At 71.8% G+C, this 26,378-nt stretch carries 15 protein-coding genes; 6 read left to right on the forward strand and 9 right to left on the reverse strand.

Annotated elements, in window-relative coordinates; all coding sequences use genetic code 11:
• Positions 1 to 23 precede the first annotated feature (23 nt).
• The gene (locus ACZ6TV_RS10515) at positions 24 to 1,124 is read left to right on the forward strand and encodes a hypothetical protein (RefSeq protein WP_465296878.1); all 1,101 of its coding nucleotides are present in this window, start codon (positions 24 to 26) and stop codon (positions 1,122 to 1,124) included.
• Positions 1,125 to 1,189: 65 nt separating this feature from the next.
• Here ACZ6TV_RS10515 and ACZ6TV_RS10520 read toward each other — a convergent pair whose 3' ends face one another.
• Together ACZ6TV_RS10520 and ACZ6TV_RS10525 are read right to left on the reverse strand one after the other, a co-directional pair.
• A complete protein-coding gene (locus ACZ6TV_RS10520) occupies positions 1,190 to 1,753 on the reverse strand; it encodes a DUF1684 domain-containing protein (protein WP_465296879.1) in 564 nt (187 codons plus the stop codon).
• 9 nt (positions 1,754 to 1,762) lie between these two features.
• A complete protein-coding gene (locus ACZ6TV_RS10525) occupies positions 1,763 to 2,752 on the reverse strand; it encodes a fatty acid desaturase family protein (RefSeq protein ID WP_465296880.1) in 990 nt (329 codons plus the stop codon).
• Between the two features lie 100 nt (positions 2,753 to 2,852).
• Between ACZ6TV_RS10525 and ACZ6TV_RS10530 the strand changes: the two genes are divergently transcribed.
• Positions 2,853 to 3,809, forward strand: a complete 957-nt coding sequence (locus ACZ6TV_RS10530) for a lactonase family protein (protein ID WP_465296881.1) — start codon at positions 2,853 to 2,855, stop codon at positions 3,807 to 3,809.
• Here the strand turns inward: ACZ6TV_RS10530 and ACZ6TV_RS10535 are convergent, their stop codons facing one another.
• Positions 3,810 to 4,052: a hypothetical protein gene (locus ACZ6TV_RS10535; protein WP_465296882.1), complete on the reverse strand. Its 243-nt coding sequence runs from the start codon at positions 4,050 to 4,052 to the stop codon at positions 3,810 to 3,812. It lies immediately after the preceding gene.
• Between the two features lie 736 nt (positions 4,053 to 4,788).
• Positions 4,789 to 5,793 (reverse strand): hypothetical protein, encoded by a 1,005-nt coding sequence (locus ACZ6TV_RS10540; RefSeq protein WP_465296883.1) that lies wholly within the window; start codon positions 5,791 to 5,793, stop codon positions 4,789 to 4,791.
• 446 nt (positions 5,794 to 6,239) lie between these two features.
• On the opposite strand from ACZ6TV_RS10540, the gene ACZ6TV_RS10545 reads away from it, so the two are divergent.
• Positions 6,240 to 7,295: a DMT family transporter gene (locus ACZ6TV_RS10545; RefSeq protein ID WP_465296884.1), complete on the forward strand. Its 1,056-nt coding sequence runs from the start codon at positions 6,240 to 6,242 to the stop codon at positions 7,293 to 7,295.
• A gap of 223 nt (positions 7,296 to 7,518) precedes the next feature.
• Here the strand turns inward: ACZ6TV_RS10545 and ACZ6TV_RS10550 are convergent, their stop codons facing one another.
• Together ACZ6TV_RS10550 and ACZ6TV_RS10555 are read right to left on the reverse strand one after the other, a co-directional pair.
• Positions 7,519 to 13,155: a ThuA domain-containing protein gene (locus ACZ6TV_RS10550; protein WP_465296885.1), complete on the reverse strand. Its 5,637-nt coding sequence runs from the start codon at positions 13,153 to 13,155 to the stop codon at positions 7,519 to 7,521.
• 476 nt (positions 13,156 to 13,631) lie between these two features.
• Positions 13,632 to 15,215, reverse strand: a complete 1,584-nt coding sequence (locus ACZ6TV_RS10555; protein ID WP_465296886.1) for an RICIN domain-containing protein — start codon at positions 15,213 to 15,215, stop codon at positions 13,632 to 13,634.
• Between the two features lie 128 nt (positions 15,216 to 15,343).
• On the opposite strand from ACZ6TV_RS10555, the gene ACZ6TV_RS10560 reads away from it, so the two are divergent.
• Positions 15,344 to 19,267, forward strand: a complete 3,924-nt coding sequence (locus tag ACZ6TV_RS10560) for a wHTH domain-containing protein (RefSeq protein ID WP_465296887.1) — start codon at positions 15,344 to 15,346, stop codon at positions 19,265 to 19,267.
• On the opposite strand, the gene ACZ6TV_RS10565 is transcribed toward ACZ6TV_RS10560, so the two are convergent.
• Positions 19,247 to 20,191, reverse strand: coding sequence for a TIGR03557 family F420-dependent LLM class oxidoreductase (locus ACZ6TV_RS10565; RefSeq protein WP_465296888.1), 945 nt, complete (start codon positions 20,189 to 20,191; stop codon positions 19,247 to 19,249). The two genes, ACZ6TV_RS10560 and ACZ6TV_RS10565, sit on opposite strands and share 21 nt — an antisense overlap.
• 86 nt (positions 20,192 to 20,277) lie before the next feature.
• On the opposite strand from ACZ6TV_RS10565, the gene ACZ6TV_RS10570 reads away from it, so the two are divergent.
• Positions 20,278 to 21,519, forward strand: a complete 1,242-nt coding sequence (locus ACZ6TV_RS10570) for an MFS transporter (protein WP_465296889.1) — start codon at positions 20,278 to 20,280, stop codon at positions 21,517 to 21,519.
• Here ACZ6TV_RS10570 and ACZ6TV_RS10575 read toward each other — a convergent pair.
• The gene (locus tag ACZ6TV_RS10575) at positions 21,489 to 21,875 is read right to left on the reverse strand and encodes a hypothetical protein (protein WP_354785174.1); all 387 of its coding nucleotides are present in this window, start codon (positions 21,873 to 21,875) and stop codon (positions 21,489 to 21,491) included. The genes ACZ6TV_RS10570 and ACZ6TV_RS10575 overlap by 31 nt on opposite strands.
• 2 nt (positions 21,876 to 21,877) lie before the next feature.
• Entirely contained in the window at positions 21,878 to 23,674 is a 1,797-nt protein-coding gene (locus tag ACZ6TV_RS10580) for a sigma-70 family RNA polymerase sigma factor (RefSeq protein WP_465296890.1), read from the reverse strand.
• Between the two features lie 144 nt (positions 23,675 to 23,818).
• Between ACZ6TV_RS10580 and ACZ6TV_RS10585 the strand changes: the two genes are divergently transcribed.
• Positions 23,819 to 26,317, forward strand: a complete 2,499-nt coding sequence (locus ACZ6TV_RS10585) for a Tex family protein (protein WP_465296891.1) — start codon at positions 23,819 to 23,821, stop codon at positions 26,315 to 26,317.
• The last annotated feature ends 61 nt before the right edge of the window (positions 26,318 to 26,378 follow it).

Consider the following 26,378-nt stretch of genomic DNA (forward strand, 5'->3'; position numbering starts at 1 on the left):
GTCGACCAGATTGGTTTACGAGGATGAACACGTGGTTTCGCCGGGCGGTCGGTACCGTCGGTGTGGCCGGCGGCATTTTGCTGCTCGGTGCCGGTGCCGCACATGCCGATGACACGCTAACGCCCGGCCAGCTGGACGATCTCTTCTCGCCCGCCGGCGGGCCCAACAACCAGTCGCTGCAGCTCGAGGCCCATGGCTCGCGCATCGACACGAGCGCGGCCAGCGACACGCAGTCGGGCCGCCGCACCACCACCGCACACATGAGCAATCAGCTGGTACGCCCTTCCGGCAGCTCTCAGCAGCTTCCGAACGTGCTGGACTTCCTGCCGACGGAGATGCTGGGCCTGCCCAAGACGACGTCGAGCAAGGTCTCCAACATCTCGGCCGCGCCGGGCAAGGCGCTGCCGGCCGAGGACTCCGTCGCCGCGCTGCCGCTGGTCGGCTCGCTGCAGCAGTGGGGCCTGCCGGGCGTGAGCGGCATGCCGGTCGACGCCGGCGACACGCTGGGCGGCACGTCGATCGCCGACACCCGCACCGCGTTCCCCGCCGTCGGGACCGAGGCGACGAGCCTGCCGCTGGGCAACACCGCCGGTGGCGGCCTGCCGCTCGTCGGGGGTCTCGCCGGTGGCACGGGTGGCCTGCCGCTCGTCGGTGGCCTGCCGGTCACGGGCACGCTCAAGCCCGTCGACGACTTCGCCATCCCGGTCGGCGCGACCGGCAAGCGCTCCGGCAACCAGCGGGTGCAGCGGATCCAGGGCACCGAGGCGGGCACGGGCCTGCCGGTCGTCGGCGACCTCCCGCTCGGCGGCAGCGACGTGCTGAAGAACGACTCGGTCACCGGCGTCCCGGTGATCGGCGGCGTCGGCCCGACCCCCGGCGTCAGCACCACGGCGGTCGCGAGCCGCTTCGTGCCGACGACCGGCGCCCTGCCGCAGGCGGCGAGCCAGCTGCCGCTGGTCACCGAGAAGACCTACGCGCCGAAGCACTCGACGCAGTACAGCCCGCGGCACTCCGCCACCGAGGGCGCCGAGGAGGCCCTGCCGCTGGTCGGCGGGCTCCCGCTGCTCAACGGCGTCGCGGGCGGCAACCTCCCGCTCGTCGGTGGGCTGCTCGGCGGTCGCTGACCGGTTTCGGGTTCACAGTTTCGGGTTTTCAGAAAAAGGCCGGTCCCCGCTCGGGGGCCGGCCTTTCACGTGTACGCCAGCTCGCCCGCCCTGATCTCGACCTCGAGCCGGTTCTCATAGGGCGCGAGCGGGCACGCCCAGGCATCGTCGTAGGCGCAGGAGGGGTTGTACGCGTAGTTGAAGTCCAGCCTGACCCGGCCGTCCGGCTCCAGCGTGACGCCGCGGCCATGGGTGCCCTTGACGGTGTCGGTCAGGTAGCGGCCCGCGCCGTAGGACTCCTTGCCGCAGGTCGCGTCGCGGAACGGCAGGAACAGGCCGCCACCGTACGCCGCCAGCCAGAACAGCGTCAGCCGGCCCCACGGGGTGGGCAGCACACCGACCCGGTCGTAGCGCAGGACACCGTCCTCGCCCCCGGTCGCTATCTCCAGCGAACCTTCGGCGGGCTCCATCGGCACCGAGGCGGAGAACGACGGGTCGACCGGGAAGTACCGCAACGGTCCGGGTGCCGCGGACTGCGGATGCGTCGCGAACAGCGCGTCGCGGAGGGCCCGGAACCCCGCCACGTCCACGTCGGACAGATACATGGCGGCGACCCGGGCCCTGAAGTCGGCGAGCGACAGTGCGTCCACGCCTCGACGCTACCCGCGCAGCGGCGCCCCGGCCTCGTGCAGGTGACGCAGCGCCTGCGAGTACGAGTCGACGAACGACGCCGACAGGTACGGCACGCCGATCTCCGCGCAGTACCGCTCGACGATCGGCTGGGCCTTGCGCAGGTTGGGGGTCGGCATGTTGGGGAACAGGTGGTGCTCGATCTGGTAGTTCAGCCCGCCGAGCAGCACGTCGACCCAGCGGCCGCCACGCACGTTGCGGGAGGTCAGCACCTGCTTGCGCAGGAAGTCGAGCTCGTCCTCGCCGGTCAGGGTGGGCATGCCCTTGTGGTTCGGCGCGAACGTCATCCCCAGGTACAGGCCGAACAGCCCCTGATGGATGGCGATGAACGCGACCGCCATGCCCGGCGAGAGCAGCGCGAACACGGTGACCAGGTAGATCGCGAAGTGGCCGTACAGCAGGAAACCCTCGAGCTTGGAGCGCTTGATCCTGCCGATCGCGCGGGCGCTGGAGACGTGCAGGTTGAACCCTTCCAGCAACAGCAACGGGAAGAACAGCACCGCCTGCCAGCCGCCGATGATCCGGGCCAGGCCCTTGGCCTCGCTCGCCTGCCGGGTCGACCAGACCAGGATGTCCGGCGCCACGTCGGGGTCGTGCTCCTCGTGGTTGGGGTTGGCATGGTGGCGGGTGTGCTTGTTCATCCACCAGCCGTAGCTCATCCCGATGCCGAGGTTGCCGACCAGCATGCCGAGGATCTCGGAGATCTTCTGCTTGCGGAACACCTGCTTGTGCGCCAGGTCATGGGCGACGAGCGCGACCTGCGCGAACGCGACGGCGAGCAGGACCGCGGCCAGCAGCGGGCTGCCGAGGACGAGGGTCGCCCAGCCGCCCGCGTAGAGGGCACCCACCAGGGTGAACCTGAGGGCGTAATAGCCGGGGCGGCGGTCGAGCAGACCGGCCGCCCGGATGTGTTTCGACAACGTCGTGAAGTCGGACGTTCGGTCGGCCAGCAGCGTCATGCCGTCCAGCCTCGCGTTGTCCGCGCCCGGTCACGAGCCGGGCAGCCCCGCTGTTTGTGGTGGTGCTGGCCCCACCATCGGGGACCGTTAGGTTGGTGGGGTGCCAGTGCTCATCGGCTCCTACGCAGACCAGATCTCGATCTTCGACGACGACTTCAAGCCCTCGGCCCCACCGATCCGCACCTCATCGCCGTCCTACCTGGCGTTCTCGGCCGCGACCGGGGTGATCTACACGGTCGCCGAGCTGGACGAGGGCCACGTCGCCGCGTTCCGCCCGGACGGCACCCCGATGGGGTCGCTGCCGACGGGCGGCGCCTCCCCGTGTCACCTGGCGGTCACCGACGGTTTCCTCCTGTCCGCCAACTACCAGGGCGGCAGCGTCTCCGTCTTCGCCCTCTCCGCCGACGGCGCCCTGACCTCCCGCACCGACCTGGTGCAGCACACCGGCGGCAGCGTGCACCCGGCACGCCAGACCGCGCCGCACGCCCATCAGGTGACGGTCCGCGGCTCCATGGTGTACGTGGTGGACCTCGGCCTCGACGAGATCGTCCACTACGAGCTGTCGCCCGCCGGGACCCTGTCCCGGGTGGGGGTCGCCTCGAAGGCCCCGCTGGGCAGCGGGCCGCGGCACCTGGTCCTGCACCCCGACGGCCGCGTGTTCGTCGCCAACGAGCTCACCTCGACGGTCTCCGTGCTCTCCGCCGACTTCGCCGTGCGCGACGTCCAACCGTCGGTGCTGGTCCCGCCCGCGGGCGACAACTTCCCGAGCGAGCTGGTGCTCTCGCCGGACGGCACCCGCCTCTACGTCGCCAACCGGGGCAACGACACGATCACGACGTTCGCGGTGTCGGACTCCGGCATCTCCCCGCTGGACGAGGTGTCCACCGGCGGCACGTGGCCGCGCCACTTCGCCCTGCTGGACGGCGCCCTGGTCGTTGCCAACCAGCACTCCGACACGGTCACGCTGCTGGAGCTGGACCCCGCGACCGGCGTGCCCCAGCCCGGCCGGGTCGTCCTGGAGCACCCGTCGCCGAGCATGGTGCTGCACCTGCCCTAGCTAGGCGCTCTCCTCCCGCACCACCATCGGCGCCGAAGTGAACTCCATGGCATCGAGGGCGGCCCGCAACCTTGGCAGGTCGCCCTCGGCCAGCTGAAACGAGGCCCGGCAGATCTTGTCCACCCACAGCGACACGACCACGGTGCCGCGCATCGGGTGACAGGTCACCCGCATGGTGCGGTCGTCGCCCCGCACATCTTCGAACACGTCGCCCGATTTGGGCAGCGCCACAAGCTCACCCATGCGTCCATGCTGCGACAGTGAACGCTCGTTCTACAACCCCTCAGATCCCTACTCCCCCGCGCACTCATGCTGCGCTCCGCCCCAGTCGGGGGATGCTCACCCCGGATGCGCGCTCATGTCCGCCGAGGCCGACGTCTTTGTGTGCGGTGCCGGCTTGCGGCGAACGCGTCGACGACCTCCGCAACGGCCACCGGCGGCGGGACCGGGACACCGCGCCGAACAAGCCCTGGCCGGCATGGCCGCGACGGCGTATCCGCCCGGCCTGCCGACGCCAGCGATCAAGGTCCGCGGACACGGCCGGAGCGCAGGGATCCACGCCCTGATCGCGGCCGGGTCAACGCCGGCCGCGGATGTCACGTCTGATGAGGACAGCGGTGGCCGGCCGGCGTTCCTGTGCTCCCTGACCGCGCGTGGCCTGTCCGGGGTCCGCCTTGTGGTGCCCCGTCGCGCGCCGCGGCCCTGTCGACGTCATCGGCGGCACCCTGCGCCGGGTGGCAGCGGCGCCGGGGCGGTGCGGCCGGACGGAACCGGTGCAAAGCGGGGTCAGGCGGCTTCGGCGAGCGGGGCCTTCGCCGCGGCGGCCCCGATCGCGGCGCGGATGTCCTGCGTGCGGTCGCGGTCGGAGGTGACCGTGCGCGCACCCCGCCGCCCCCGGGTCGACGCCCTCGGCGCTGCCCGGCGCCGGGTGGCGGCGGTGCCGGGCGGTGCGGTCGGACGGGACCGGCGGAAGGTGGGGTCAGGCGGCTTCGGTGAGCGGGGCCTTCGCGGCCGCGGCGGCCTCGATCGCGGCGCGGATGTCCTGCGTGCGGTCGGGGTCGGAGGTGACCGTGACGTCCGGGCCGGGGCGGGTGGTGGCGGTTTCGGTGGCGCGAGCGTTCTTCGCGCGCTGCTGCGGGACGCGGCGCTTGGGGCGGGCGACGGTGGAGGCGGTGATCGCGGACTGCCGGGCGGCGTCGAGGGTGTTGCGCAGCTCGGCGGCCTCCTCGGCGACCTCCGCGGCCTCCTCGGCCAGGGCCTGGGCGGCGACGACCGCAACGTCCGCGGCCTTGACGGCGGTGCGCTCGGTGGCGGTGGCGGCGTCATAGAGGCGGCGGGCGCGGCTCTCGGCGGAGCGGCGCAGCTCGATCTCGCGGGCCTGCAGCTCCTGCAGCGGGTCCCAGCCGGAGGCGCCCTTGAAGACGGACTCGAGGGCGTCGACGGTGATGTCGCCGCGCTTGAAGGCGTCCAGGGCGGCGCGGGAGACCTCGCGCTTGGCGTCCTCGTCCTCTTCGGCCGGCGGCGACGACTCGGTGGCAGCGGAGCGCAGGGCCTCCTCGTAGGCCTTCTGGGCGACGTCGAACGTGGCCCACGCGACCTCGCGGGCCTGCTGGGCGGCGAGCGCGCGGGCCTGGGCCTCGACGACCTCGATCTGGGCCCGCTTCGCGGCGGCGGCGGTCGCGGCGGCCTGGCGGATCAGCTCGCCGGCCTCGACGCGGAGGCGGGCGCGCTCGGCGGGGCTGAGGCTCGCGTCGGCCTCGGCGACCTCGGCGCGGCGCTCGGCCCGGTTGATGCGGGCCAGGCTCCAGCGGGACAGGATCGCGGCGAAGAGGATGAACAGGATGATGATGCCCATCAGCGCGGCCCAGACCACGAGGGCGCCGGTGATGGGGTCGAGGCCGAGGATGCCTCTGCCGCCGTCGAGGGTCCAGGGCAGGCCTTGTCCTGAGGATGACCCGTGCGTGGCGGGTGCGGAAAGAGCCACGGCGCGACCTCCGGCTGTGCGTGTCGCTACAGCGTAGTGGTCATCAGCTGGACGGGTCGACCCATCGAAGGGTGACAATCCGATGAAAACCCGGACACGAATTGTCACCGCCACGCGTAAAAGCGCCGGTCAGCAGCGCGAAGCCGGCAGCGGACAGTGATGATCACCACGGCGGTGTCGGGGACTTGTCACCAGAACGTGATCGTCGCAGGTAATTGAGGTGTCCCGCCGGCGGGTGATCGCTACCGTGCGCGGCATGTGCTTGCGTGTCGTGCTGTCGCCACCCACCCGTTAGCGGGCGGCCGGCGAACGACCCCGAATCAGCGCCGCGGAGACCAAAAAGCCCCGGCGCCGGTGACCGCTGCCCGCAGAAATCGAAAGGGTAATAGCGGAAACCACAATTCGGGAGTAACGCATAAATGGGACATAACAGTGTCAATAGGGGATTGTTCTACGTCGCGGTAGCGGCCGCCGCGTGGGGCGCCGGCGGGTTCGTCGCCGCCGTCCTGTACGACCACAGCGGCCTCGGCCCGATCGCCGTCACGTTCTGGCGGTACCTCGGCGGCATCCTCCTGCTCGCGGCCATGCGCCCGTTCAGAGCGCGGACCGGAGCACCCGCCAACTGGAAGATGAGGACCGTCAACGGCCTCGGCATGGCCCTGTACCAGAGCACCTACTACGTGGCGATCGACCTCACCGGTGTCGCCGTCGCCACGATCGTCGTCCTCGGCTCGGGCCCGGTGCTCGTCGCCGTCGGCGCGCGGGTGCTCCTGAAGGAGCCCCTCCAGGGGACGATCGTCGCGACCTCGCTGGTCGGGCTGGTGCTGCTGATCGGGGTCGACGGCAACGTCACGGCGGCGGGCCTGGCCGTGGCGCTGGTGTCCGCGGCCGGATACGCCGGCGTCACGCTGCTCAACCGGGCCGCGAAGGACGACCCCTACGACGCCGCGCTCGGCGGGTTCGCGGTCGGCACCGTGGTACTGCTGCCGCTGGCCATGATCGAGGGCCTCCTGCCGACCAGGGGCGGGACCGGTGAGACGGTCGCGCTGCTGGCGTTCCTCGGCGCGGTGCCGACCGCCCTCGCCTACGCGCTGTTCTTCGCGGGCCTGAGCGTGGTCAGGGCCACGACCGCGTCGGTCGTGGCCCTGATCGAGCCGCTCGCCGCGGTCGCCCTCGGCGTGCTGGTCCTGCACGAGCCGCTGACGGGCTGGTCAGCGGCTGGTGCAGGCCTGTTGCTCACATCGGTGTCGCTGTTGTCGATCGCCGAGCGTCAAGCCCGGCGCCGCACCACCGCGACGACGGCGAACGCGCCCGCCGCCACGGCGGCCCCGAGTCCCCAGATCCACAGGCGGGAGGGTGGGGATGCGGGTGGCACCGGCTTGGCGACGGCGGGTGGCGTCTGCGCGGGCCGCGACGCGACCACCGCCGAAGCCTTGGCGCCCGCCCCGGTGACGACGACGGTCCACGTCGCCCCGGCCGGCAGCACCGGCCCGGAGGAGTAGAAACCGCGCCCCTCCGAGGCCGCGTTGAGCTGCAACGGGCCGACCGTCCGGCCGCCTTCCGCGGTAGCGGTCAGCACCAGGCGGAGGTCCCCCTCGGCGGGGCGGCCGTCCGCGCTGAGCGCTCGGACGGTCACCCCCTCGGCGCCGTCCCCGGCGACCTCAAGGTTGAGGTCGCCGGGGGCGAGCGCCAGCACCGCGAGTGCCAGCAGGGCAACGACGGACTTCACAGCTTGCCGTTCTTCTTCACCCTGTTCGGGTCCTCGTCGAGGCGCCCGGTTCCCTTCAGCGACTTGCCGGCGTTGGCCTTCACTCCCGCGTTGTTGGGGGGTGTACCGCCGAGCCGCACCGTCATCGCGTCCGCGTCCCGGGTCAACGTGTCCCGGACCTCGGCCTCGGGGACCAGCTTGGCGGTCAGCAGGTCGCGGAAGGCCGCGAGCTCCTTCAGCGCCTTCTTGTCGTTGCCGCTCGCCTCGGCCTTGCGGGCCTTCGCGAGCTGGTCCGACAGCTGGTTGTAGGCCTTGGTGGTCAACCGGCTCGTCGCCTTGAAGCGGTCCAGGAGGTTCTGCATGTCCCGGAACGACGTGGTGACGAAGAACCGCACGGTGCTGGTGGTGGTGTTGCCGGCGTTGTCGGTGCCGACGACGACCAGCTCGTGCAGGCCGAGGTCGAGCTCGTACATGGCCTGCAGGGTGCCGGTCTGGTAGGCGCCGCCGTCCAGCGACCCGGTGACCGACCGGATGCCGGAGACGGGGTCGATGGCCTGCCAGGTGACGCGGACGTCCTGGCTGTCGCCGTAGAGCTGGCCGTCGGCGAGGCCGGCGACGATGACCGTCGGCGCGGTGCCGTCGATCTTCAGGATGGCGGACTTGAGCGTCTCGGTGTTACCGGCCGCGTCGGTCGCCTTGTAGAGCAGTTCGTGCTGGCCGTTGCCGGTCACGTTGACGGGCGTCGTGTACGCCGTCCACGGGCCGCCGTCGAGCGACCACTCCACCTTGGACACTCCCGCACCGGCGTCGGTGGCCGCGAGCGTCACCGGGGTGGCGCCGTTGTGCCAGCCGGCGTCGGTCGCCGGCGCGAACGCCGCCGTGGTGACCGGCGCGGTCGCGTCGATCTTCACGGTGGTCGTCTGCACCGCCGAGACGTTGCCGGCCTTGTCCGAGGCGCGGAACTTCACGGTGTGCGTACCGTCGCCGCTGACCGCGACCGGAGCGGTGTAGGCCGTCCAGGTGCTGTCGGCGTCGAGCTGGTATTCGACCTTGTCGACACCGGAGCCGCCCGCGTTGTCGGTCGCCGCGAGGGTCACGGTGACCGGCCCGGTGTACCAGCCGTTCGACTGCGGACCATCCACAGTGGACGTGGCGACGGGTGCCGTCGTGTCCACCGCGGCGGTGCTGATCCGGAAGTAGTCGAACGATGCCGGCTTCGACGCCTTCTGCCCGGCGCCGAGGGTGTACAGGCCTACCTTGGCACTGTTCGCCACCGCGGCGTTGGTGAGCGGCTCCAGCGCGGTGTAGGTGACGCCGTCCGCCGAGTACGAGGCGGTGTAGACGTTACCGGCCTTGGCCAGCCGCAGGTACCAGACCGCGGCGGTCAGGTTGTTCGCCCCGGGCTGCGGGTTCTGCACGGCCCCGGCGATCTCGCTGCGGAACTCGATGCGCCGCGAGACCGTCTGACCCGCCTGGTTGTCCGCGACGAAGTCGAACTTGACGTAGTTGTCGTCGTCGCCGTAGACGATCAGGCCGCCCTGCTGGTACTGCTCGTTGAACAGCGAGCCGTCGATCTTCGTGTCCAGCGTGAAGTCACCCGTGGGCGCCTTCTGCAGGATGAAGTTGGCCGGGTTGGAGTTGTCGGCGCCGTAGACGTCGCCGTTGGGGACGTCGATCTGCAGCGCGCCGTTGCTCACCCGGTACTTCGTGGAGTCCTCCCGCACGATCGCGTTCCACCGGCAGTGGTCCAGCGTGGACCCGGTGAACTCGTCGTTCGGGTCGGTCGAGGTCGTCGGCTCGTCCGGCACCAGCTGGAAGTAGTCGAAGCTCGCGTTGACGACCGGCGCGGTGGTGCCGCCGTTGAGCGCGAACAGGCCGATCTTCGGGTTGGCGATGCCGGCGAGCGCCGCCGCCCGTCCGACCGGGGTGAACGTGGTGCCGTCGGTGGAGTAGAACGCGGTCAGGTTGGTGCCGTCCGAGGCGATGCGCACGTAGTACGTGTCGCCGGGCTGGGCCGGGATCGCGTCGGCGCCCTCGTTGCGCGGGCTGCCGGCGGTCTCCCGGATGAACTCGATCTTGCGCGAGTCACCGTAGAGCAGATCGACCTTGGCGTAGTTGTCGTCGTCGCCGTAGACGATCAGGCCGGCCTGCTGGTAGTTCGCCGCCGCGGTCAGGGTCACCTTCGTGGTGGCCTGCCAGGCACCGGTCGGGGCCGGCTGCACGACCAGGTTGGTCGCGTCGTTGCGGCCACCGTAGAGGTCACCGGCGGCGGTCGGCAGGATCAGCGAGCCGCCCGCGACGGAGAACGTCTGGTTCTCCCGGACGACACTCCACTTCGCACGGTCCAATGTGGATCCGAGGAAGTCGTCGGACTTCGCGCCGAAGCAGGACGTGTTCGGCGCCTCGGCCCGCACGGTGACGCTCTTGTACCCCTTGGCGCCGCGGGCGTCGGTGACGGTCAGCGTCGCGGTGAAGGTCCCCGGCGCCGTGTAGGTGTGCGTGGCGTTGGCCGTCGTGGCCGTGCCGCCGTCGCCGAAGTCCCACGCGTAGGTGAGCGGGTAGTCGCCCTCGGCGTCGGTGGCGCTGCCGGCGAACGCGACGTTGAACGGCGTCGTGCCCGTCGGCGGGGTGGCGGTCGCGGTGACCACCGGCGGCGCGTTGTCCGTCACGCCGCGGCCGATGAAGTCGACCCAGTTGACGTTGTACCCGGCGCCCGACCCGGTGGCGATGAAGTACAGCGGGCCGCTGGAGGTGCTCGGCGTCACGTCGACCGTCAGGTCCACATAGGTCTGCCAACCACCCGTGCCGGGCACCGCGACGGATCCGACGATCGGACCGTCGAGCGCGCCGGTGCGGACCTGGATCGTGCCGCCGCTGGCGTTGTTGGAGGCGGCGCGGATCCGCAGCTGGCTGATGCCGGTGAGGTTGGCCGGCGCGAACGAGAACCAGTCACCCTCCTCGACGAAGCCGATGTTCTGGAAGCCGCCCTGCGGGTCACCGGTGGTCTCGGTGCGCACGCCCGGGTCGCCGCCGGCGGTCGAGCCCGGCACCCGCCCGGTGGCCGCGAAGTACTCGGCCTGCTTGCGCTTGGGCTGCAGCTGCACGAGCGAGCGCCCGGTGAGCGGACCGGCACCGCCGGCACCGCCGTTGTCCACATAGGACGCCTCGATCACCGCGAAGACGTCGGCGTCGGCGCCGTGGCCGCTCGCCAGGGACGTCTGCACGGTGCCGCTGCAGCCGGTGTACTGGTTGAGCGGGTGCGCGTGCTCGTCGTGGCCCAGCAGGTACTGGATCTGCACGCGTCCACAGTCGACGGTGCCGTCCTCGGGGTCGGTCACGGTGACCGTGAACGCGACCTGGTCGCCCCACTCGTAGAAGCCACCGTCGGGCGGCAGGGTGATGGTGACCTTCGGCGCGGTGTTGCCGACGGTGACGGGCACGTTCGCGGTGGCGCTGCGCCCCTCGGAGTCGGTGACCGTCAGCTGGGCGGTGAAGTTGCCGTTGCTGGTGTACGTGTGCGTCGGGTTCGCCGCGGTGGAGGTGCCACCGTCGCCGAACGCCCAGGCGAACGTGATCTGCTGCCCGTCGGGGTCGCGGGACCCGGCGCTGGAGAACTGCACGGCCAGGGGCGCGGGGCCGCTGGTCGGGTTCGCCGCGGCCTGCGCGATCGGGGCCCGGTCACCGGCGATGTAGTCGATGCGGTAGACGCCGGAGTCGTCGTTGTTGCCGCCGAAGCCGGTGCCCCACTCGATGAGGTAGAGCGCGCCGTCGGGGCCGAACTCCATGTCCATCGGGCGGATCGTGCTCATGCCGACCAGCGCCTGGTTGATGTCCACAAGGGACTTAGCGTCGGCGGTGACCTGCATGGTGTAGAGCTTGTTCTGGTTCCACTCGCCGAAGATGGCCTTGCCGTCGTAGTACTGCGGCCACTTCGTCTCCGAGGTGGAGTCCGCGTTGTACCGGTAGACCGGGCCGGCCATCGGCGCGCCGCCGCCACCGATCTCGGGGAAGCGCGGGTTGCCGTCGTAGTCGTAGTCGACGGTCGCCGCGATGACCGGCGGCAGGTTCGTCAGACCGGTGTTGTTGGGCGAGTTGTTGACCGGTGCGGCGCAGTCGAACGCGGGGCCGGCCGGGCCGGACGGGAACGTCCAGTCGCGGTAGGGCACGTTCGCGCCGGTGCAGTACGGCCAGCCGTAGTTGCCGGGCTGCCCGACGATGTTCCACTCGACGGTGTTGCCGGGGCCACGGTTGGCGTTCGCCTGGCTGGCGTCCGGGCCGTAGTCGCCGACGTACAGCGTGTTGGTCTTCGGGTCCACGCCGATGCGGAACGGGTTGCGGAAGCCCATCGCGAAGATCTCGGGGCGGGTCTTCGCGGTGCCGACCGGGAAGAGGTTGCCGGCCGGGATCGTGTAGGTGCCGTCGGCCTGCGGCTTGATGCGGATGACCTTGCCGCGCAGGTCGTTGGTGTTGGCGGAGCTGCGCTGCGCGTCGTAGTCCTGGCGGCCGGCCCGCTCGTCGATCGGCGCGTAGCCGTCGGACTCGAACGGGTTGGTGTTGTCGCCGGTCGCGAGGTACAGGTTGCCCGCGCTGTCGAACGTCATCGTGCCGCCGGCGTGGCAGCACGTGTTGCGCTGCGTGTCGACCTGCAGCACCTGCTTCTCGCTGCTCAGGTCGATCGTGTCACCGACCGCGGTGAAGCGGCTGAGCACGTTGCGGGGGCCGCCGCCGTTGGGCGCGTAGTACAGGTAGACCCAGTGGTTCTGGGCGAAGCCCGGGTCGAGGGTGATGCCGAGCAGCCCGTCCTCGTTGCCGGTGAACACCGGGATCGTGGCGGCCGTGACGGTGGTGTGCGTGTCCGGCTTGACGATCTGGACGCGCCCGTCGCGCTCGATGTAGAAGACCCGGCCGTCGGGCGCGACCGCGAGCTCCATCGGGTTGTTGGTGTTGCTGTCCAGCGTCACCTTCTCGAAGCCGCTGGTCAGCGTGGCGCTGCAGTCCGACTTGAGCACGCCGGCCGCGGTCTCGATGCCGCCGAGCAGGTGCTTGAGGAACAGCGGGTCGGAGTAGGACTCCTGGGTGTGGCCCGCGCCGGTGTACCAGGAACGGCCGCCGTCGTAGTCGCGGCACCAGGCGAACGGGTGGTCCGCCCCCATCGCGCCGGTCCCGGGCGTGTAGCTGCTCTCGTCCAGGCTGGCCAGGACGTGCACCTTCGAGCGCGGGTTGGCGCGGAAGTTGTACCACTCGTCGTAGCGGCTCCAGCGGTCCGGCAGGTCCTTCGTGGACGGATGCGCCGGGTCCTCGACCTTGATGGTGGCCTGCTGCTGCGCCGGGTGGCTGGTGAAGTAGGCGCCGACCAGCTCGCCGTACCAGGGCCAGTCGTATTCGGTGTCGCTGGCGGCGTGCACGCCGGCGTAGCCGCCGCCGGCCTTGATGTAGCGCTCGAAAGCGCCCTGCTGGTCGGCGTCGAGCACGTCACCGGTCGTGGACAGCCAGACGACGACCTCGTACTTGGCGAGGTTCGCGTCGGTGAACGCGCCGGCGTCCTCGGTCGTGTCGACGGTGAAGCCGTTGGCGGCGCCGAGCTGCTGGATCGCGGTGATCCCGGCGGGGATGGCGTCGTGCCGGAACCCGGCGGTCTTGGAGAACACGAGCACGTCGAACGGGTCGACGGCCTGTGCCTGGGGTGCTTGAACGGGAGCTGCTTCAGCGGAGGCGACGGCCGGAAGTGCGACGGCCGCGGTCGTGATCAGGGATAAGGAGGCAAGGCTGAGTAGCGCGCGTGCAGCGCGCCGGCGTTGGGTGAACACGGAGCTCCTTGTGCGGGGTGGACACAGGTCGCTGCGCGCAACGGTTCGCCGAAAACCGCTGTGCGTAAAGGAACCGGTGTCCTCCCGCCGAGGAGTCGACCGGCCCGTGCGTGTGGTTCGTTGTGTTACCTAACAAACTAGCCGCGCCGGGCGTCCCGGGATAGAGCCACACCACGTCTGGCACAAAAGCGCCGCTCAGAGGGCAAATAAGCCAGGTTCATGAATGCCAGGTGGCATTTTCGACGCACGCGCGAATGCCGTCGGGCGGTCCGCCCCTACCTCCGCCGGGCGCACGAAAACGCACCCGGTCCCGCGATCGCGGGTCAGTAGGCCTGGCGGTTCCACTTCTGGTTGGCGGCGCCGCTGCAGTCCCAGATGATGACGGCGTTCCCGGCGCCGGTGCCGCCGTTCTCGACGTCGAGGCAGCGCTTGGAGTTGACGTTTTGCAGGGTGCCGTCACCGCGGACGGTCCAGCGCTGGGCGGGGGTGCTGTTGCAGGTGAGGAGGCGCACCGGGGTGCGGTTGGCGGTGCCGGCGTTCAGCACGTCGAGGCAGCCGCCGTCGGCGCGGACCGTGCCGTCGGCGTGCAGGGTCCAGCGCTGGTTGGTGCGGCCGGAGTTGCGGGCGTCGCAGTTGTCGATGACGGCGCGGTTGCTCTCGCCGGAGCGGTACTCCAGGCACTTGCCGGAGCCGACGCCGACCAGCTGGCCGCTGATCAGCGGGGCCGGGGGCGGGGCGGAGCTCGCGGACTTCGACGCGGACGCCGAGGCCGAGGGGCGCGCCGAGGTCCGCGACCGGCTCGGCGACGGGCTCGCCGACCCCGGGGCGCTGGACGCCGCGGGGGACGGCACGTCCCGGGTCACCTCGGGCAGCCCGCCGATGTTGGGGCGCTGCGTGCTGGTGTCGGCGGCCGGGGTCGGGCTGTCGCCGTCGCTGCGGACCAGCTGCAGGACCACGGCGGCGGTGATGAGCAGGATCAGCACGGCGACGGCGACGGCACCGACCGGGTACCTGCGCCAGGGCGCGGTCCGGCGGCGGGAGCCACGGTAGTCGTCGCCGTCCTCGTCCGCGGGGTCGTCGGTGACGATCGCGAGCACCGGCGGCACGTAGTCGGCGACCGTGGGCGAGTCGTCGGCGGTCACCACGACCGGCGCGACCCCGACCGGCGCGGCCGGGACGGGCGCCGCCCCGACGGCGACGACGTCGACCGGCTCGTCTTCGGGCCCTTCCGCCGGAGCCGCGTCGAGCGCGGCGGGGTCCACCGGCGACGGCGACCCGGCCGCCGGCTTACCGAGCGCCACAGGCTCGGCGGACCCGGAAGGTTCGGCCAGGAACGACACTGCGTTCGCCCTGGCCTCGCCGGCGAGCGTGCCGACCGTCGCCGGGTCCTCGCCCTCGTCCGGACCCGCGCCCTCTGCCTCGAAGGCCGACTCCTCGACAGAAGACGCCTCGATCAGGGCCGGGGCCTCCACGCCGTCAGCGAGCGCATCGACGGCCGTCTCGTCCGCATCCGCATCCGACTCGCGCGCGACGACAGGCGCGGCACCGGCATCGACCACGGCATCGGCTTCGGCCTCGGCTTCGAGGTCGGCATCGGCGTCGGGCGTGGAGGTGGGCTCGTCGCCCAGCGCGTCGGCGAAGAGGGCGTCGAAGTCCGGCTTGTCGTCCTCGACGGGAACGAGCGGGATCGAGGCGGTCGCGATCGCCGTGGGGCCGCCGCGGCGTTGGCGGGGAATTGCCGCACCTGCCGGGAACGTCGGCTTCGCCGGGTTGAACGGCTCCGGCAGGCGGGGGACCTTCGCGGCGGCGGACGCCGTCGGCGGGACGCGATGCCGCGCCGCCCGGTCCGTACGCTGCTGCGATTCGCCCGGCTGCACCTGCTCGTTGCCGTCTTCAGCGACGGACATACCCGACGTGCTCCTTCCAGCGGCCATCATTGCCCGCTGCACCGTAGCCTGCGCACGCAAGGACGCGCGACCGTCCGTTCGGCCCCAACAGGAGCAATCCGTTGCCCTCGGCCGGTAAGTTTTCCCGCATGGCTCCTGACGGCTGGGAAACGTTCGCTGCACAGCACGCGGTGTGGGGGCGGGTGACCGAGGGCACGTCGCATCGTGACAGTGCGGTGACGCTCGTTCGCCAGCTCGCCGAGGCACGCAGACGGTCCGCGGCCCTGCTGGCGGACGACCCGTGGCAGGACGGCGACTTCGCCCGGCGGATGTCCGAGCAGGTCGCGGCCCTGGTCGGGTTCCTGCCGCCGGACGTGACCTTCAGCGGGGCCGAGGCGGCGCTGCTGGTGACGACCCCGTTCCTGCACGACGCGCTCTGGGCCGGCATCGCCGCCGCCGAGCGCGGGGTGCAGCCGGGCGACCTGGAGCCGTCGCAGGACGCGTCCAGCGACCGGGCCGCGTTCGAGCGGTTCTCCCAGACGTATGCCCAGCCGCACCGCCGTGCGCTCGCCGCCATCCGCGCGGGCCGGCGGGAGGCCGCCGCGGAGCTCGGCTGGTGGCTGCTGCACCGGTGGATCGGCCGGCGGCCCGCCGCGTATCAGCCGTCGACGATCGAGTCGCTGATCCAGGGGCCCGAGGGGCAGACCCAGGACCTGGCGACCGCGCTCAGCGAGGAGCCGCAGAAGCGCCTCGCCGAGCTGCTGCGGGCGATCCGCGCCGACCCGGCGTTCCTCAACCGGCACGACCGGCCCGAGTCGCTGGTCTCCCAGGGCCGGCACGGCACGCGGGAGCGGCTGGTCGCGTTCCTGCTGACGATCGCCCGCTGGCTGGCGATCGAGGCGACGGTCCTGCCCGAGGTCATCGGCGAGCACCTCGGCATCGGCGACCCGGTCACGCCGGGTCAGGTGATCGGCACGGTCCACGCGGCGCGGTGGGATCTTCGCGGTGCGACGCTCGTCCTGGCCGCCGACTGCGCCCACCCCTCGATCGAGGTGGCGCTGCGCGTCCACGTCGAGACCCTCAACCAGCTCCTCGCCGAGGCGCAGCGGGCCGCCTCCCGGGACGACTCGCTCGCCCCGCTGCGGCACCTGCCCAACCGGGCCGCCACCGACGAGGTCGGTCCCGCGGTCGTCGACGGGGTCCCCGCCTACCAGTCGGCCGGGGTCCGGTTCCGGCTGGCCGAGGACCGGGTGCGGGAGCTGCTCATGGGCGAGCAGCTGTACGGCGACCCGGCGCTCGCCATCCGCGAGCTGTACCAGAACGCGCTCGACGCCTGCCGCTACCGGGAGGCGCGCACCGAGTTCCTGACCCGGACCGGCTCCGAGCAGCCGGCGTGGGACGGCCGGATCCGCTTCGAGCAGGGCGTCGACGACGCCGGCCGGCCGTATCTGGACTGTGTGGACAACGGCATCGGCATGGGCGTGCGCGAGCTCAGCGAGGTGTTCTCGCAGGCCGGCGTGCGGCTGGCGGACCTGCCGGAGTTCCTGGAGGAGCAGGCGGAGTGGGCCCGGCTGGACCCGCCGGTGCAGCTCTTCCCGAACAGCCGCTTCGGCATCGGCGTGCTCAGCTACTTCATGCTCGCCGACGAGCTGACCGTCGAGACGTGCCGGATGGGCCGCGACGGGCAGGCCGGTGAGCGGCTGCGGGTGTCGATCGCGGGGCCGGGCAGCCTGTTCCGCATCCAGGATCTCGGTCCCGGCGACGGCTCGGGCACGACCGTGCGGCTGCACCTGCGCGAGGGGGTCACCGTCGCGTCGGTCGAGGAGCTGCGCAAGCTGCTGTGGGTGGCCGAGTTCGCCACCGACGCGACCGACGGCGTGGAGACGCAGGCGTGGGCGCCGGGCGAGCTGTCGGAGGCGGCGACCGCGGTCGACGACGAGGACGAGGACGAGGACGGCGTCGGGGTCGGGGTGGTCGCGGCCGAGGGGTCGCGGGTGTGGTGGTGCAAGGGCACCGGCGCGCTGCTCGCCGACGGCCTCTACGCCGGCAAGGAGATCTTCGGCGCGGTGGTCAACCTCAACCGGGACCTCGCGCCGCGGCTGTCCGTCGACCGGACGAAGATCCTGGCGTACCGCGAGGACGACGTCGACCGCCTGCTGTGGGAGGCGGTCCCGGCCCTCACCGCGCCCGGCACCACGCTGCTCGGCTACGAGTGGCTGTGCCGCCTGGCGCCGATCCGGCCGCTGGTCGCGGACCTCATCTTCGAGCAGGCGATCGAGCGTGGCCACGGCAAGTGGGACATGGACGGCGAGACCGTCGACGCGTCCGTCACCGGCTGCTTCGTGGCCAACGACGGGCCGGTGGGCGGCCCCGACGAGCTGGTCGAGTGGCGGCTGACCGCGCTCGCGGCCGGCGGCCGGTACCGCAAGGTGCTCAAGCCCGGCGCGGACTGGAAGCGGGCGCTGCGCTCCCGGCCGTCCGACGCGCTGCTGCTCAGCGTCGACGTCGACGGCACCGGCCCGTGGCTGGAGCCGGTCGACATCGTGCCGCTGGTCCATCTCGTACGCGCGGCGCGCAAGACCGGCCGGAGCGCCCCGGAGATCGCGGCCCGCCTCGACCAGCTCGGCTACGAGCCGTCGGTGGGTGCCGCGCAGGTCGGCGTCGACCCGGACGATCTCGTGTTCACCAGCCGCGACGTGGACGGCACCCGCCCGTGGATGCACCCGGACCAGCCGGTGCACCTCGTACACCTGCTGCGGGCGACCCACAAGACCGGCCGGCCGATCCAGCAGATCGTCGCCAGGCTGCGGCAGCTGGGCTTCGACGTGGACGTCGACGTGGACATGCTGCCGATCGAGCAGTTCGGCCCGAAGGACCTGACCATCGCCAGCCGGGACCTCGACGGCTCGCACCCGTGGCTCGACCCGCGGGAGCCGGTGACGCGGCTGCACATCCTGCGCGCCTCGCACAAGGTCGACCTGCCCGCCGAGGAGACCGCGGCGCGGCTGGCGCTGCTGGGCTACCCCCTGGAGGCCGGCTGGGAGGCGCTGAGCGTCGAGTCCGACGACCTGGTGCTCATCTCGCGCGACCTGGACAGCACGTCACCGTGGCTGGACCTGCACGAGGAGGTGGCGCCGGTGCACGTGCTGCGCGCCGCCGAGCGGACCGGCCGGCCGGTGGCGGAGGTCGTGGCGCGGCTGGGCAGCTTCGGCTTCACGGTCGGCGGCAACCTCGACGCCCTGGACACCGTGAAGCTGGAGGCGGAGGACCTGCAGCTGGCGAGCCGGGACCTGGACAGCTCGCAGCCGTGGCTGGACCCGGCGCGCCCGGTGCCGCTGATCCACCTGCTGCGGGCGACGGAGGCGACCGGCCGGGACGTCGGCGACGTCGCCACCAGGCTCGCGGCGGTCGGCTACCGCGTCGACGTCGACCCCGACGCGATCCTCATCGACCACCTGGAGCCCGACGACCTGACGATCACCAGCGAGGACCTCGACGGCTCGGACCCGTGGCTGGACCCGATGAAGGCGGTCCCGACGATCCGCATCCTGCGGGCGGCGCAGCGGACCCGCCGCAGCGTGCACGACATCGCGGCCCGGCTGACGTTCCTCGGTTACGCGGTCAGCCTGCAGGGCTCGGGTCCGTCGCTGGACCAGGTGGAGCCCGACGACCTGCTGATCACCAGCCGGGACCTGGACGGCTCGCAGCCGTGGCTGGACCTCGACGAGCAGGTGCCGCTGCCGCACCTGCTGCAGGCGGCGCGGCGGGTCCGCCGGCCGGTGCACGAGGTCGCGGCGCGGCTGGAGACGCTGGGCTACACCGTCGACGTCGACCTCAGCAGCATCCAGGTCGACTCGGTGAAGCCCAACGACCTGCTCCTGGCCAGCACCGACCTGGACGGCTCCAGGCCGTGGCTGGACGCGGGCCAGCCGGTGCCGCTCAACCACCTGCTCGCCGCGGCGCAGAAGATCCGCAAGCCGATCGAGGAGGTGTCGAGCCGCCTGCGCGCCCTGGGCTACTCGGTGCCGGACGTCGACTCCCGGCTCCCCCGCCTACGCCCCGGCGGCGTTTAGGGCCGGCAGCAGCTCGGACTCGGACCAGGCCAGGAAGTCCTCCTGGTGGCCGCCGCCGATCTGGACCAGCGCGATGTGGGTGAAGCCCGCGTCGACGTACTTGCGGACCGCCGCGACGTGCGTGTCCAGGTCGGGGCCGCACGGCACGGACGCGGCGACGTCGTCCTCGGAGACGTTGGCTGACGCGGCGTCGAAGGCGCGCTGGTCGGGCAGCTCCGAGAGGACCGGCCACTGCAGCCCGAACCAGCGCCACTGGTCCAGCGCGCGCTTGCGGCACTCGGACTCGTCGGGTCCGTAGCAGACGGCGACCTGCCCGTACGCGGGCTTGCCAGGCAGGCGCAGGGAGGCGTCGGGGGTGACGGCGACGGTGCCGTCGAGCGGCTCGGCCAGGTGCAGCGAGTCGTGCCCGGAGACGGCCATGACGACCGGCACCCCGTCGTCGGGGCGGTCCCACAGCCGCGCCTCGGGCACGTCGAAGTAGGTGCCGCCGTGGTGGACCGTCTCGCCGGCCAGCAGCGGGCGGATGATCTCCAGGGACTCCTGGAGCATCTCGTGCCGCTGGGTCCGGTGCGGCCAGGCGCCCGCGACGTGCTCGTTGAGGTTCTCCCCCGCGCCGAGGCCGAGCGTGAAGCGACCCTGGGACATCACCCCGATCGTCGCCGCCTGCTGGGCCACGACCGCCGGGTTGTAGCGGCGGATCGGGCAGGTCACCATGGTCATCAGTTCGAGGTTCTGGGTGGCGTACGCGACGGCGCCGAGCACCGACCAGGCGAACGGCGAATGCCCCTGCTCGACCAGCCACGGGTTGTAGTGGTCGGAGATCGCCGCGAAGTCGTAGCCGGCCTCTTCCGCGCGGACCGCGTCGTCGACGAGTTCCGTGGGTCCCGTCTGCTCACACATCAGTGTGTAACCGAAGTTCGCCATGGATTTCTGGTTACCCCGAGCCGCGGCCGTTACGCGCTCGACGATCATCCTTGGAGAATGCCCAGCATCTGAGTAAGAATCAATCGATGTCTCCCTATCTACCGGTCATCCGGCACCCCGTCTTCAACCGGATCCTCCCCGGGCTGGTGCTGTCCGCGCTGGGTGACGGCATGAGCGCCGTCGCGGTCGGCTGGGTGGCGCTGCAGCTGGCGCCGGGGCACGCGCGGGGACTGTGGGTAGGGCTCGCCATCGCCGCGTACGCGCTGCCCGGCGCCATCGGCGCGATCATGCTCAGGCCGCTGCTGCGAAACTGCGGCGCCGCGCAGCTCGTGGCGTGCGACGGCATCCTGCGGGCGGTGTTCCTCGGCGCCATCGCGCTGCTGTCGGCCTGCGGCGGGCTGTCGATCTTCCGGTACGTGCTGCTGCTGGGCATGTCCGCGCTGCTGTCGGCGTGGGGGTCGGCCGGCCGGTACACCGTCATCGCCCAGGTCCTGCCGGACACCTTGCACCTGCCGGCGAACGCGCTGCTCACGGTCATCACGGAGGCGTCCACGGTGGCCGGCCCGGCGATCGCGGGGCTGCTGATCGCGGTCCTGGGGGCGCCGGCGGTACTGGCCGTCGACGCCGCCACCTTCGCCGTGCTCGCCGTGTCGTTCCTGCAGATCAGGGCGCTGACGCCGGTCGCGGCCCCGGCCGTGCCGCCGGACCGGGACCGCGGCGAGGGCTTCGCGGCGATCCGCCGGGATCCGGACCTGCTGGGGCTGATGGTGCTGACGTTCTGGTTCTTCCTGCTGTTCGGGCCGCTGCCGGTCGCGGTGCCGCTGTTCGCCTCGTCGGCGAGCGAGGTCGGGCTGCTGTACACGGCCTTCGGCGTGGGCGCGCTCACCGGCGCGGTCGCCACCGGGCACCTGCGCAGGCTGCCGCTGTGGCCGACCACGATCGTCGCGGTGATCGCGTTCGGCGTGCTGCTCATGCCGCTCGGCCTGGCGCTGCCGCTGTGGGCGCACATGGTCACGCTCGCGTTCGCCGGGCTCGCCTGGGCGCCGTACCCGGCGACCAGCATGGCGCTGTTCCAGCGCAGGGTGCCGGCCTGGCGGCTGCCGCCGGTGCTCGCCGCCCGCGGCGCGGTGATCGTCGTGTCGACGCCCCTGGGCACGCTGATGGGCGCGCCGCTGGTGCAGGCGGTCGGCGCGTCGGCCGCCTTCGTCACCTGCGGCGCGCTGACCGCGGCGGTGGGCCTGGTCGCGCTCACCGTCCACCTGCGCATCCTGCGCGCACGAGGGCGCCGGCCGGCGCTTCAGGCGACGTCGTCGAGCACGTTGCGGTAGGAGCACAGCCGCCGCGTGTACTCGCGCAGGACGTCGATCGCCTCGTCGAGGTCCGGGGTCAGCACGTCCGGCAGGTCGATGAGCAGCCGCCTGCCGTCGACGGTGCCGTAGCCGCTGACCTCGAACGCGCCCTCCCGCACCCACAGGTCGACACCGAGGTCGACGGTGGTCCGGTCGTACCGCAGCACCACGCCGACCAGGGCGAACGGCGCCTCACCCGGTCCGATGCGGCCGATCAGCTCCCAGTGGATCGGGCCGTGCGTGGCGGCGACCTGTTGCCCGTACCGCTGGAAATCCTCACAGGCGTCGTTGAGCGCACCGAGCAGTGTGGCGGCGCCACCCGATCTCGCGTCCATGATCATCCTCCTGCTGCGCGATAGGCGGCGCCCACCCCGGTCGGGGTGGTGCCGTTGCTGTAGAGACCGGTGTCGCCCGCTTTCGAGCTGTACAGGATGAACCAGGCATACCGTTCGACGAACGACAGCCCTTCGAGCATCGCCGTGGAGCTCTTCACGAAGCTGACCTGCTGGTCCACGCTCGGGTAGACGGTGCCGTTCTCGAACCGCATCAACGCGTACTCGGTCAGCCAGATGGGCAGCTTGTACCGGTTGTAGACGTTCTGCAGGTAGCGCTTGAGCTGGTTCGGCGCGTCCGGTCCGAAGTCGCCGCCGTACCAGTGCAGCGTGATGAAGTCGACCCGGTAGCCGCGCTGCTTCGCCCCGGCCATGAAGCGGTCGAGCCAGCCCCCGGCGGTGTCGCCGCCGTACGCGACGGACGGGCTGCCCAGCCGCAGGCCGGACGCCTGGAGCTTCGGCCACAGGTCCAGCACCTGCTCGGGGCTCATGTTCGACTGCTCTTTGAGGTCCGGCTCGTTGAAGCCGAGCAGCACCTTGCCGTTGGCCTTCGCCTTGGCCACGTCGGCGTCGACGTTGGCGGTGCCCCAGACCATGGGCACGAACTCGACGCCGCTGGTCGCGCCGAAGCTCGGGCTCGGCGACCAGTTGTAGTACCAGCCGGCCTTCATGTCCTTGACCGCGGCCTGGTTGAAGTTGACCTTGCCGTTGGTGCTGATGCCCTTCTTCGGGCTCTTCACCGCCGGCGGGAGGTTCTGCTTGGACGGGGCGACGCTCGACGGCGGGGCGCTGCTCGGACTTTGCGCCGGCGCCGGGCTCTGGCTCTGCTCGGCGGACGGCGACTCGCCGGGCTGGGACACCACCGCCGGCTTCTGCTCGCCGTTCGTGGCCACGTAGACCGCGCCCGCCGCGCCGGCGATCGCGACGGTCGCGGCGACCCCCGCCAGGGCCGGCTTCGCGGCGCCGAACCAGCCGAGGATCAGCCCCTTCAGCCCTTTCGCGCCGATCGCCGCCGTGCCGATCGCCCCCGTCTTCACGGCCGCCGCGCTGAAGACGAACGGGACCGGTACCAGCGAAATGCCCGCGAGAAGACGCTCGGCGGCGACCATGTCGGTCCACGCACGGTCACAGCGCTGGCACTCCCGGGTGTGCCGGGCCAGCCGCTTGCGCCACAGCGCGCTCGGCCGCCCGTCCCAGCTGGCCACGACCGCCATCAGCTCCGGGCAGCGGGGCCGCGCGGCGAGCGCCCGCACCACCGCGCGGGCCGCGTCGAGCTGCGCCTTCATCCGCTGGATGCGCACCGCGGCGTGCTGCTTGGTGATGTGCAGCGCCTCGACGACCTCCTCGCGCTCCAGCTGCCCGGCGGCCTCCAGCCACCACAGCGACAGCAGCTCCCGGTCGTCGTGGTCGAGCCACCGGGTCGCCTCGGCGACCTCCTGGCGCTGGCCGGACAGCCGCAGCCTGGTGATCGCGAGGTCGGCGAAGTCGGCGCCGGGGTCGGCGGTGTCGGTCGGGTCGGCCCGGTCCCCGACCAGCGGCGCCTGCGTCTGCCGGCGGTGCCGGTCCCTGACCTGGTGCATGGCGATGGCGACGGCCCAGGACCGGAAGCTGTCGGGCTCACGCAGCCGCGGCAGGCCGTCGACGATGCGCAGCATGGTCTCCTGCACCACGTCGTCGACGTCGGCGTGCCCCTGCAGCGCCCGCCCGACGATGTTGTAGATCAGCGGCAGGTACTCGGCGACCAGGGCGTCGAGCGCCCGCTGGTCACCATCCCTCGCCGCGATCACCGTGGCCGTGCCCATCCGCATCCTCCTGTCGAACTATTCAGGAGACGGACCAGCTCAGGGTCAATAACGCTTTGTCGAAAAAGTTTTCCGGAAGCTTCCGGCGGACCCGCCCGTGCTGGCCGCGCGGCGGGTGAGGTGCGTGGGGCAGAATGCAGGATCGTGACGACCTCCATTCAGCAGCGGATCGCCGAAGAGCTCGGCGTCAGGGAGCGGCAGGTGACCGCCGCGGTCGAGCTGCTCGACGGCGGCGCGACCGTGCCCTTCATCGCCCGGTATCGCAAAGAAGCGACCGAGATGCTCGACGACACCCAGCTGCGCACCCTGGAGGAGCGCCTGCGGTATCTGCGGGAGATGGAGGAGCGCCGCACCGCGATCATCGAGTCGATCCGCACCCAGGGCAAGCTCGACGACGCCCTCCTGGCGCAGATCATGGCCGCCGACTCCAAGGCGCGACTCGAGGACATCTACCTGCCGTACAAGCCGAAGCGCCGCACCAAGGCGATGATCGCCCGCGAGGCCGGCCTCGAGCCCCTCGCCGACGGCCTGCTCGCCGACCCCACGGTCGACCCCCAGGCCGCCGCCGCGGTCTTCGTGGACGCTTCAAAAGGCGTCGCCGACGCCGCAGCCGCCCTGGACGGGGCGCGGGCGATCCTGGTCGAGCGCTTCTCCGAGGACGCCGACCTCATCGGTGAGCTGCGCGAGCGGATGTGGTCGCAGGGCCGGATCGTGTCGAAGATGCGCGACGGCAAGGAGGCCGACGGCGCGAAGTTCTCCGACTACTTCGACTTCGACGAGCCCTTCACCAAGCTGCCCTCCCACCGGATCCTCGCCATGTTCCGCGGCGAGAAGGAGGAGATGCTGGACCTGGTGCTGGAGCCCACCCAGGATCCGGAGGCGCCGTCGCTGTACGAGCCGGCAATCGCCTCGAAGTTCGGCATCCGCGACGAGGGCCGGGCCGGCGACAAGTGGCTCAACGACACCGTCCGCTGGGCCTGGCGCACCCGCATCCTCGTGCACCTCGGCATCGACCTGCGGATGCGGCTGTGGCAGGCGGCCGAGGAGGAGGCGGTGCGGGTCTTCGCCGCCAACCTGCGCGACCTGCTGCTCGCCGCCCCCGCCGGCACCCGCGCCACGATGGGCCTCGACCCGGGCTTCCGCACCGGCGTGAAGGTCGCCGTCGTCGACGCGACCGGCAAGGTCGTCGACACGCACACGATCTACCCGCACGTGCCGCAGAACAAGTGGAACGAGTCCCTGGCCGTGCTCGCCGCGCTGTGCCAGAAGCACAACGTGCAGCTGATCTCGATCGGTAACGGCACCGCCTCCCGGGAGACCGACAAGCTCGCCGCCGACCTGATCAAGCAGTTCCCGGCGCTCGACGTGACCAAGGTGATGGTGTCGGAGGCCGGCGCGTCGGTGTATTCGGCGTCCGCGTTCGCCGCGCAGGAGCTGCCCGGGATGGACGTCTCCCTGCGCGGCGCCGTCTCCATCGCACGGCGCCTGCAGGACCCCCTGGCCGAGCTGGTCAAGATCGACCCGAAGTCGATCGGCGTCGGGCAGTATCAGCACGACCTGTCCGAGTCGAAGCTGTCCCGCTCCCTCGACGCGGTCGTCGAGGACTGCGTCAACGGCGTCGGCGTCGACGTCAACACCGCCTCGGCGCCGCTGCTGACCCGCGTGTCGGGCATCGGCGGCAGCCTCGCCGACGCGATCGTCGCGCACCGCGACGCCAACGGGCCGTTCCGCTCCCGCAAGGCGCTCAAGGACGTGGCCCGGCTCGGGCCGAAGGCGTTCGAGCAGTGCGCGGGCTTCCTGCGCATCCCCGACGGCGACGACCCGCTCGACTCGTCCAGCGTGCACCCTGAGGCGTATCCGGTGGTCCGGCGCATCCTGTCGGCGACCGGCACCGACATGAAGACCCTCATCGGCAACGGCACGGCGTTGGCCCGGTTGAAGCCGGCCGACTTCGTCGACGAGACCTTCGGCCTCCCGACCGTCACCGACATCCTCAAGGAGCTGGAGAAGCCCGGCCGCGACCCGCGCCCGGCCTTCAAGACGGCGACCTTCGCCGACGGCGTCGAGAAGATCTCCGACCTCACGCCCGGCATGCTGCTGGAGGGCGTGGTCACCAACGTGGCCGCGTTCGGGGCGTTCGTCGACGTGGGCGTGCACCAGGACGGTCTCGTGCACGTGTCGGCACTGTCGTACACGTTCGTGAAGGACCCCCGCGAGGTCGTCAAGCCCGGCGACATCGTGCGGGTCAAGGTCCTCGACGTCGACATCCCGCGTAAGCGCATCTCACTGACCCTGCGCCTCGACGACGAGGCCCAGCAGTCGGGCGGCGCTTCCGACGGGTCCGGCTCGGGCTCCGGCTCCGGTTCCGGCGCTTCGCGCGGTGGCCAGCGCGGTCCCGGCGGCGGGCGCGGCGCTTCGGGCGGCCGCGACTCCCGCGGTGGCGGCGCCGGCGGCGGTCAGCGCGGTGCCTCCGGTGGTGGCGGTGGCGGCGGCGGTCAGCGCGGTGGCGGCGGCGGCCGTGGCGGCGACTCCCGTGGCGGCCGCGACTCCCGGGGTGGCGGCGGTGGCCTGCAGAACAGCGCGCTCGCCGACGCCCTGCGCCGGGCCGGTCTCGACAAGGGCCTCGACGGCCTCAACAAGTAACGCTGCTCCGTGATCCGGAAGACTTCGGCCACCTCTGGGTGCCCGGGGTCTTCCGGATCAC

The organism is Dactylosporangium sp. NPDC051087 (assembly GCF_055586325.1).

Bases quoted from the DNA above. Each gene is read 5' to 3' on its own strand.
- ACZ6TV_RS10525 (WP_465296880.1), bottom strand. From the start codon at position 2,752: ATGACGCTGCTGGCCGACCGAACGTCCGACTTCACGACGTTGTCGAAA.
- ACZ6TV_RS10535 (WP_465296882.1), bottom strand. From the start codon at position 4,052: ATGGGTGAGCTTGTGGCGCTGCCCAAATCGGGCGACGTGTTCGAAGAT.
- ACZ6TV_RS10560 (WP_465296887.1), top strand. From the start codon at position 15,344: ATGGCTCCTGACGGCTGGGAAACGTTCGCTGCACAGCACGCGGTGTGG.
- ACZ6TV_RS10555 (WP_465296886.1), bottom strand. From the start codon at position 15,215: ATGTCCGTCGCTGAAGACGGCAACGAGCAGGTGCAGCCGGGCGAATCG.
- ACZ6TV_RS10580 (WP_465296890.1), bottom strand. From the start codon at position 23,674: ATGGGCACGGCCACGGTGATCGCGGCGAGGGATGGTGACCAGCGGGCG.
- ACZ6TV_RS10570 (WP_465296889.1), top strand. From the start codon at position 20,278: ATGTCTCCCTATCTACCGGTCATCCGGCACCCCGTCTTCAACCGGATC.
- ACZ6TV_RS10565 (WP_465296888.1), bottom strand. From the start codon at position 20,191: ATGGCGAACTTCGGTTACACACTGATGTGTGAGCAGACGGGACCCACG.
- ACZ6TV_RS10515 (WP_465296878.1), top strand. From the start codon at position 24: ATGAACACGTGGTTTCGCCGGGCGGTCGGTACCGTCGGTGTGGCCGGC.
- ACZ6TV_RS10575 (WP_354785174.1), bottom strand. From the start codon at position 21,875: ATGGACGCGAGATCGGGTGGCGCCGCCACACTGCTCGGTGCGCTCAAC.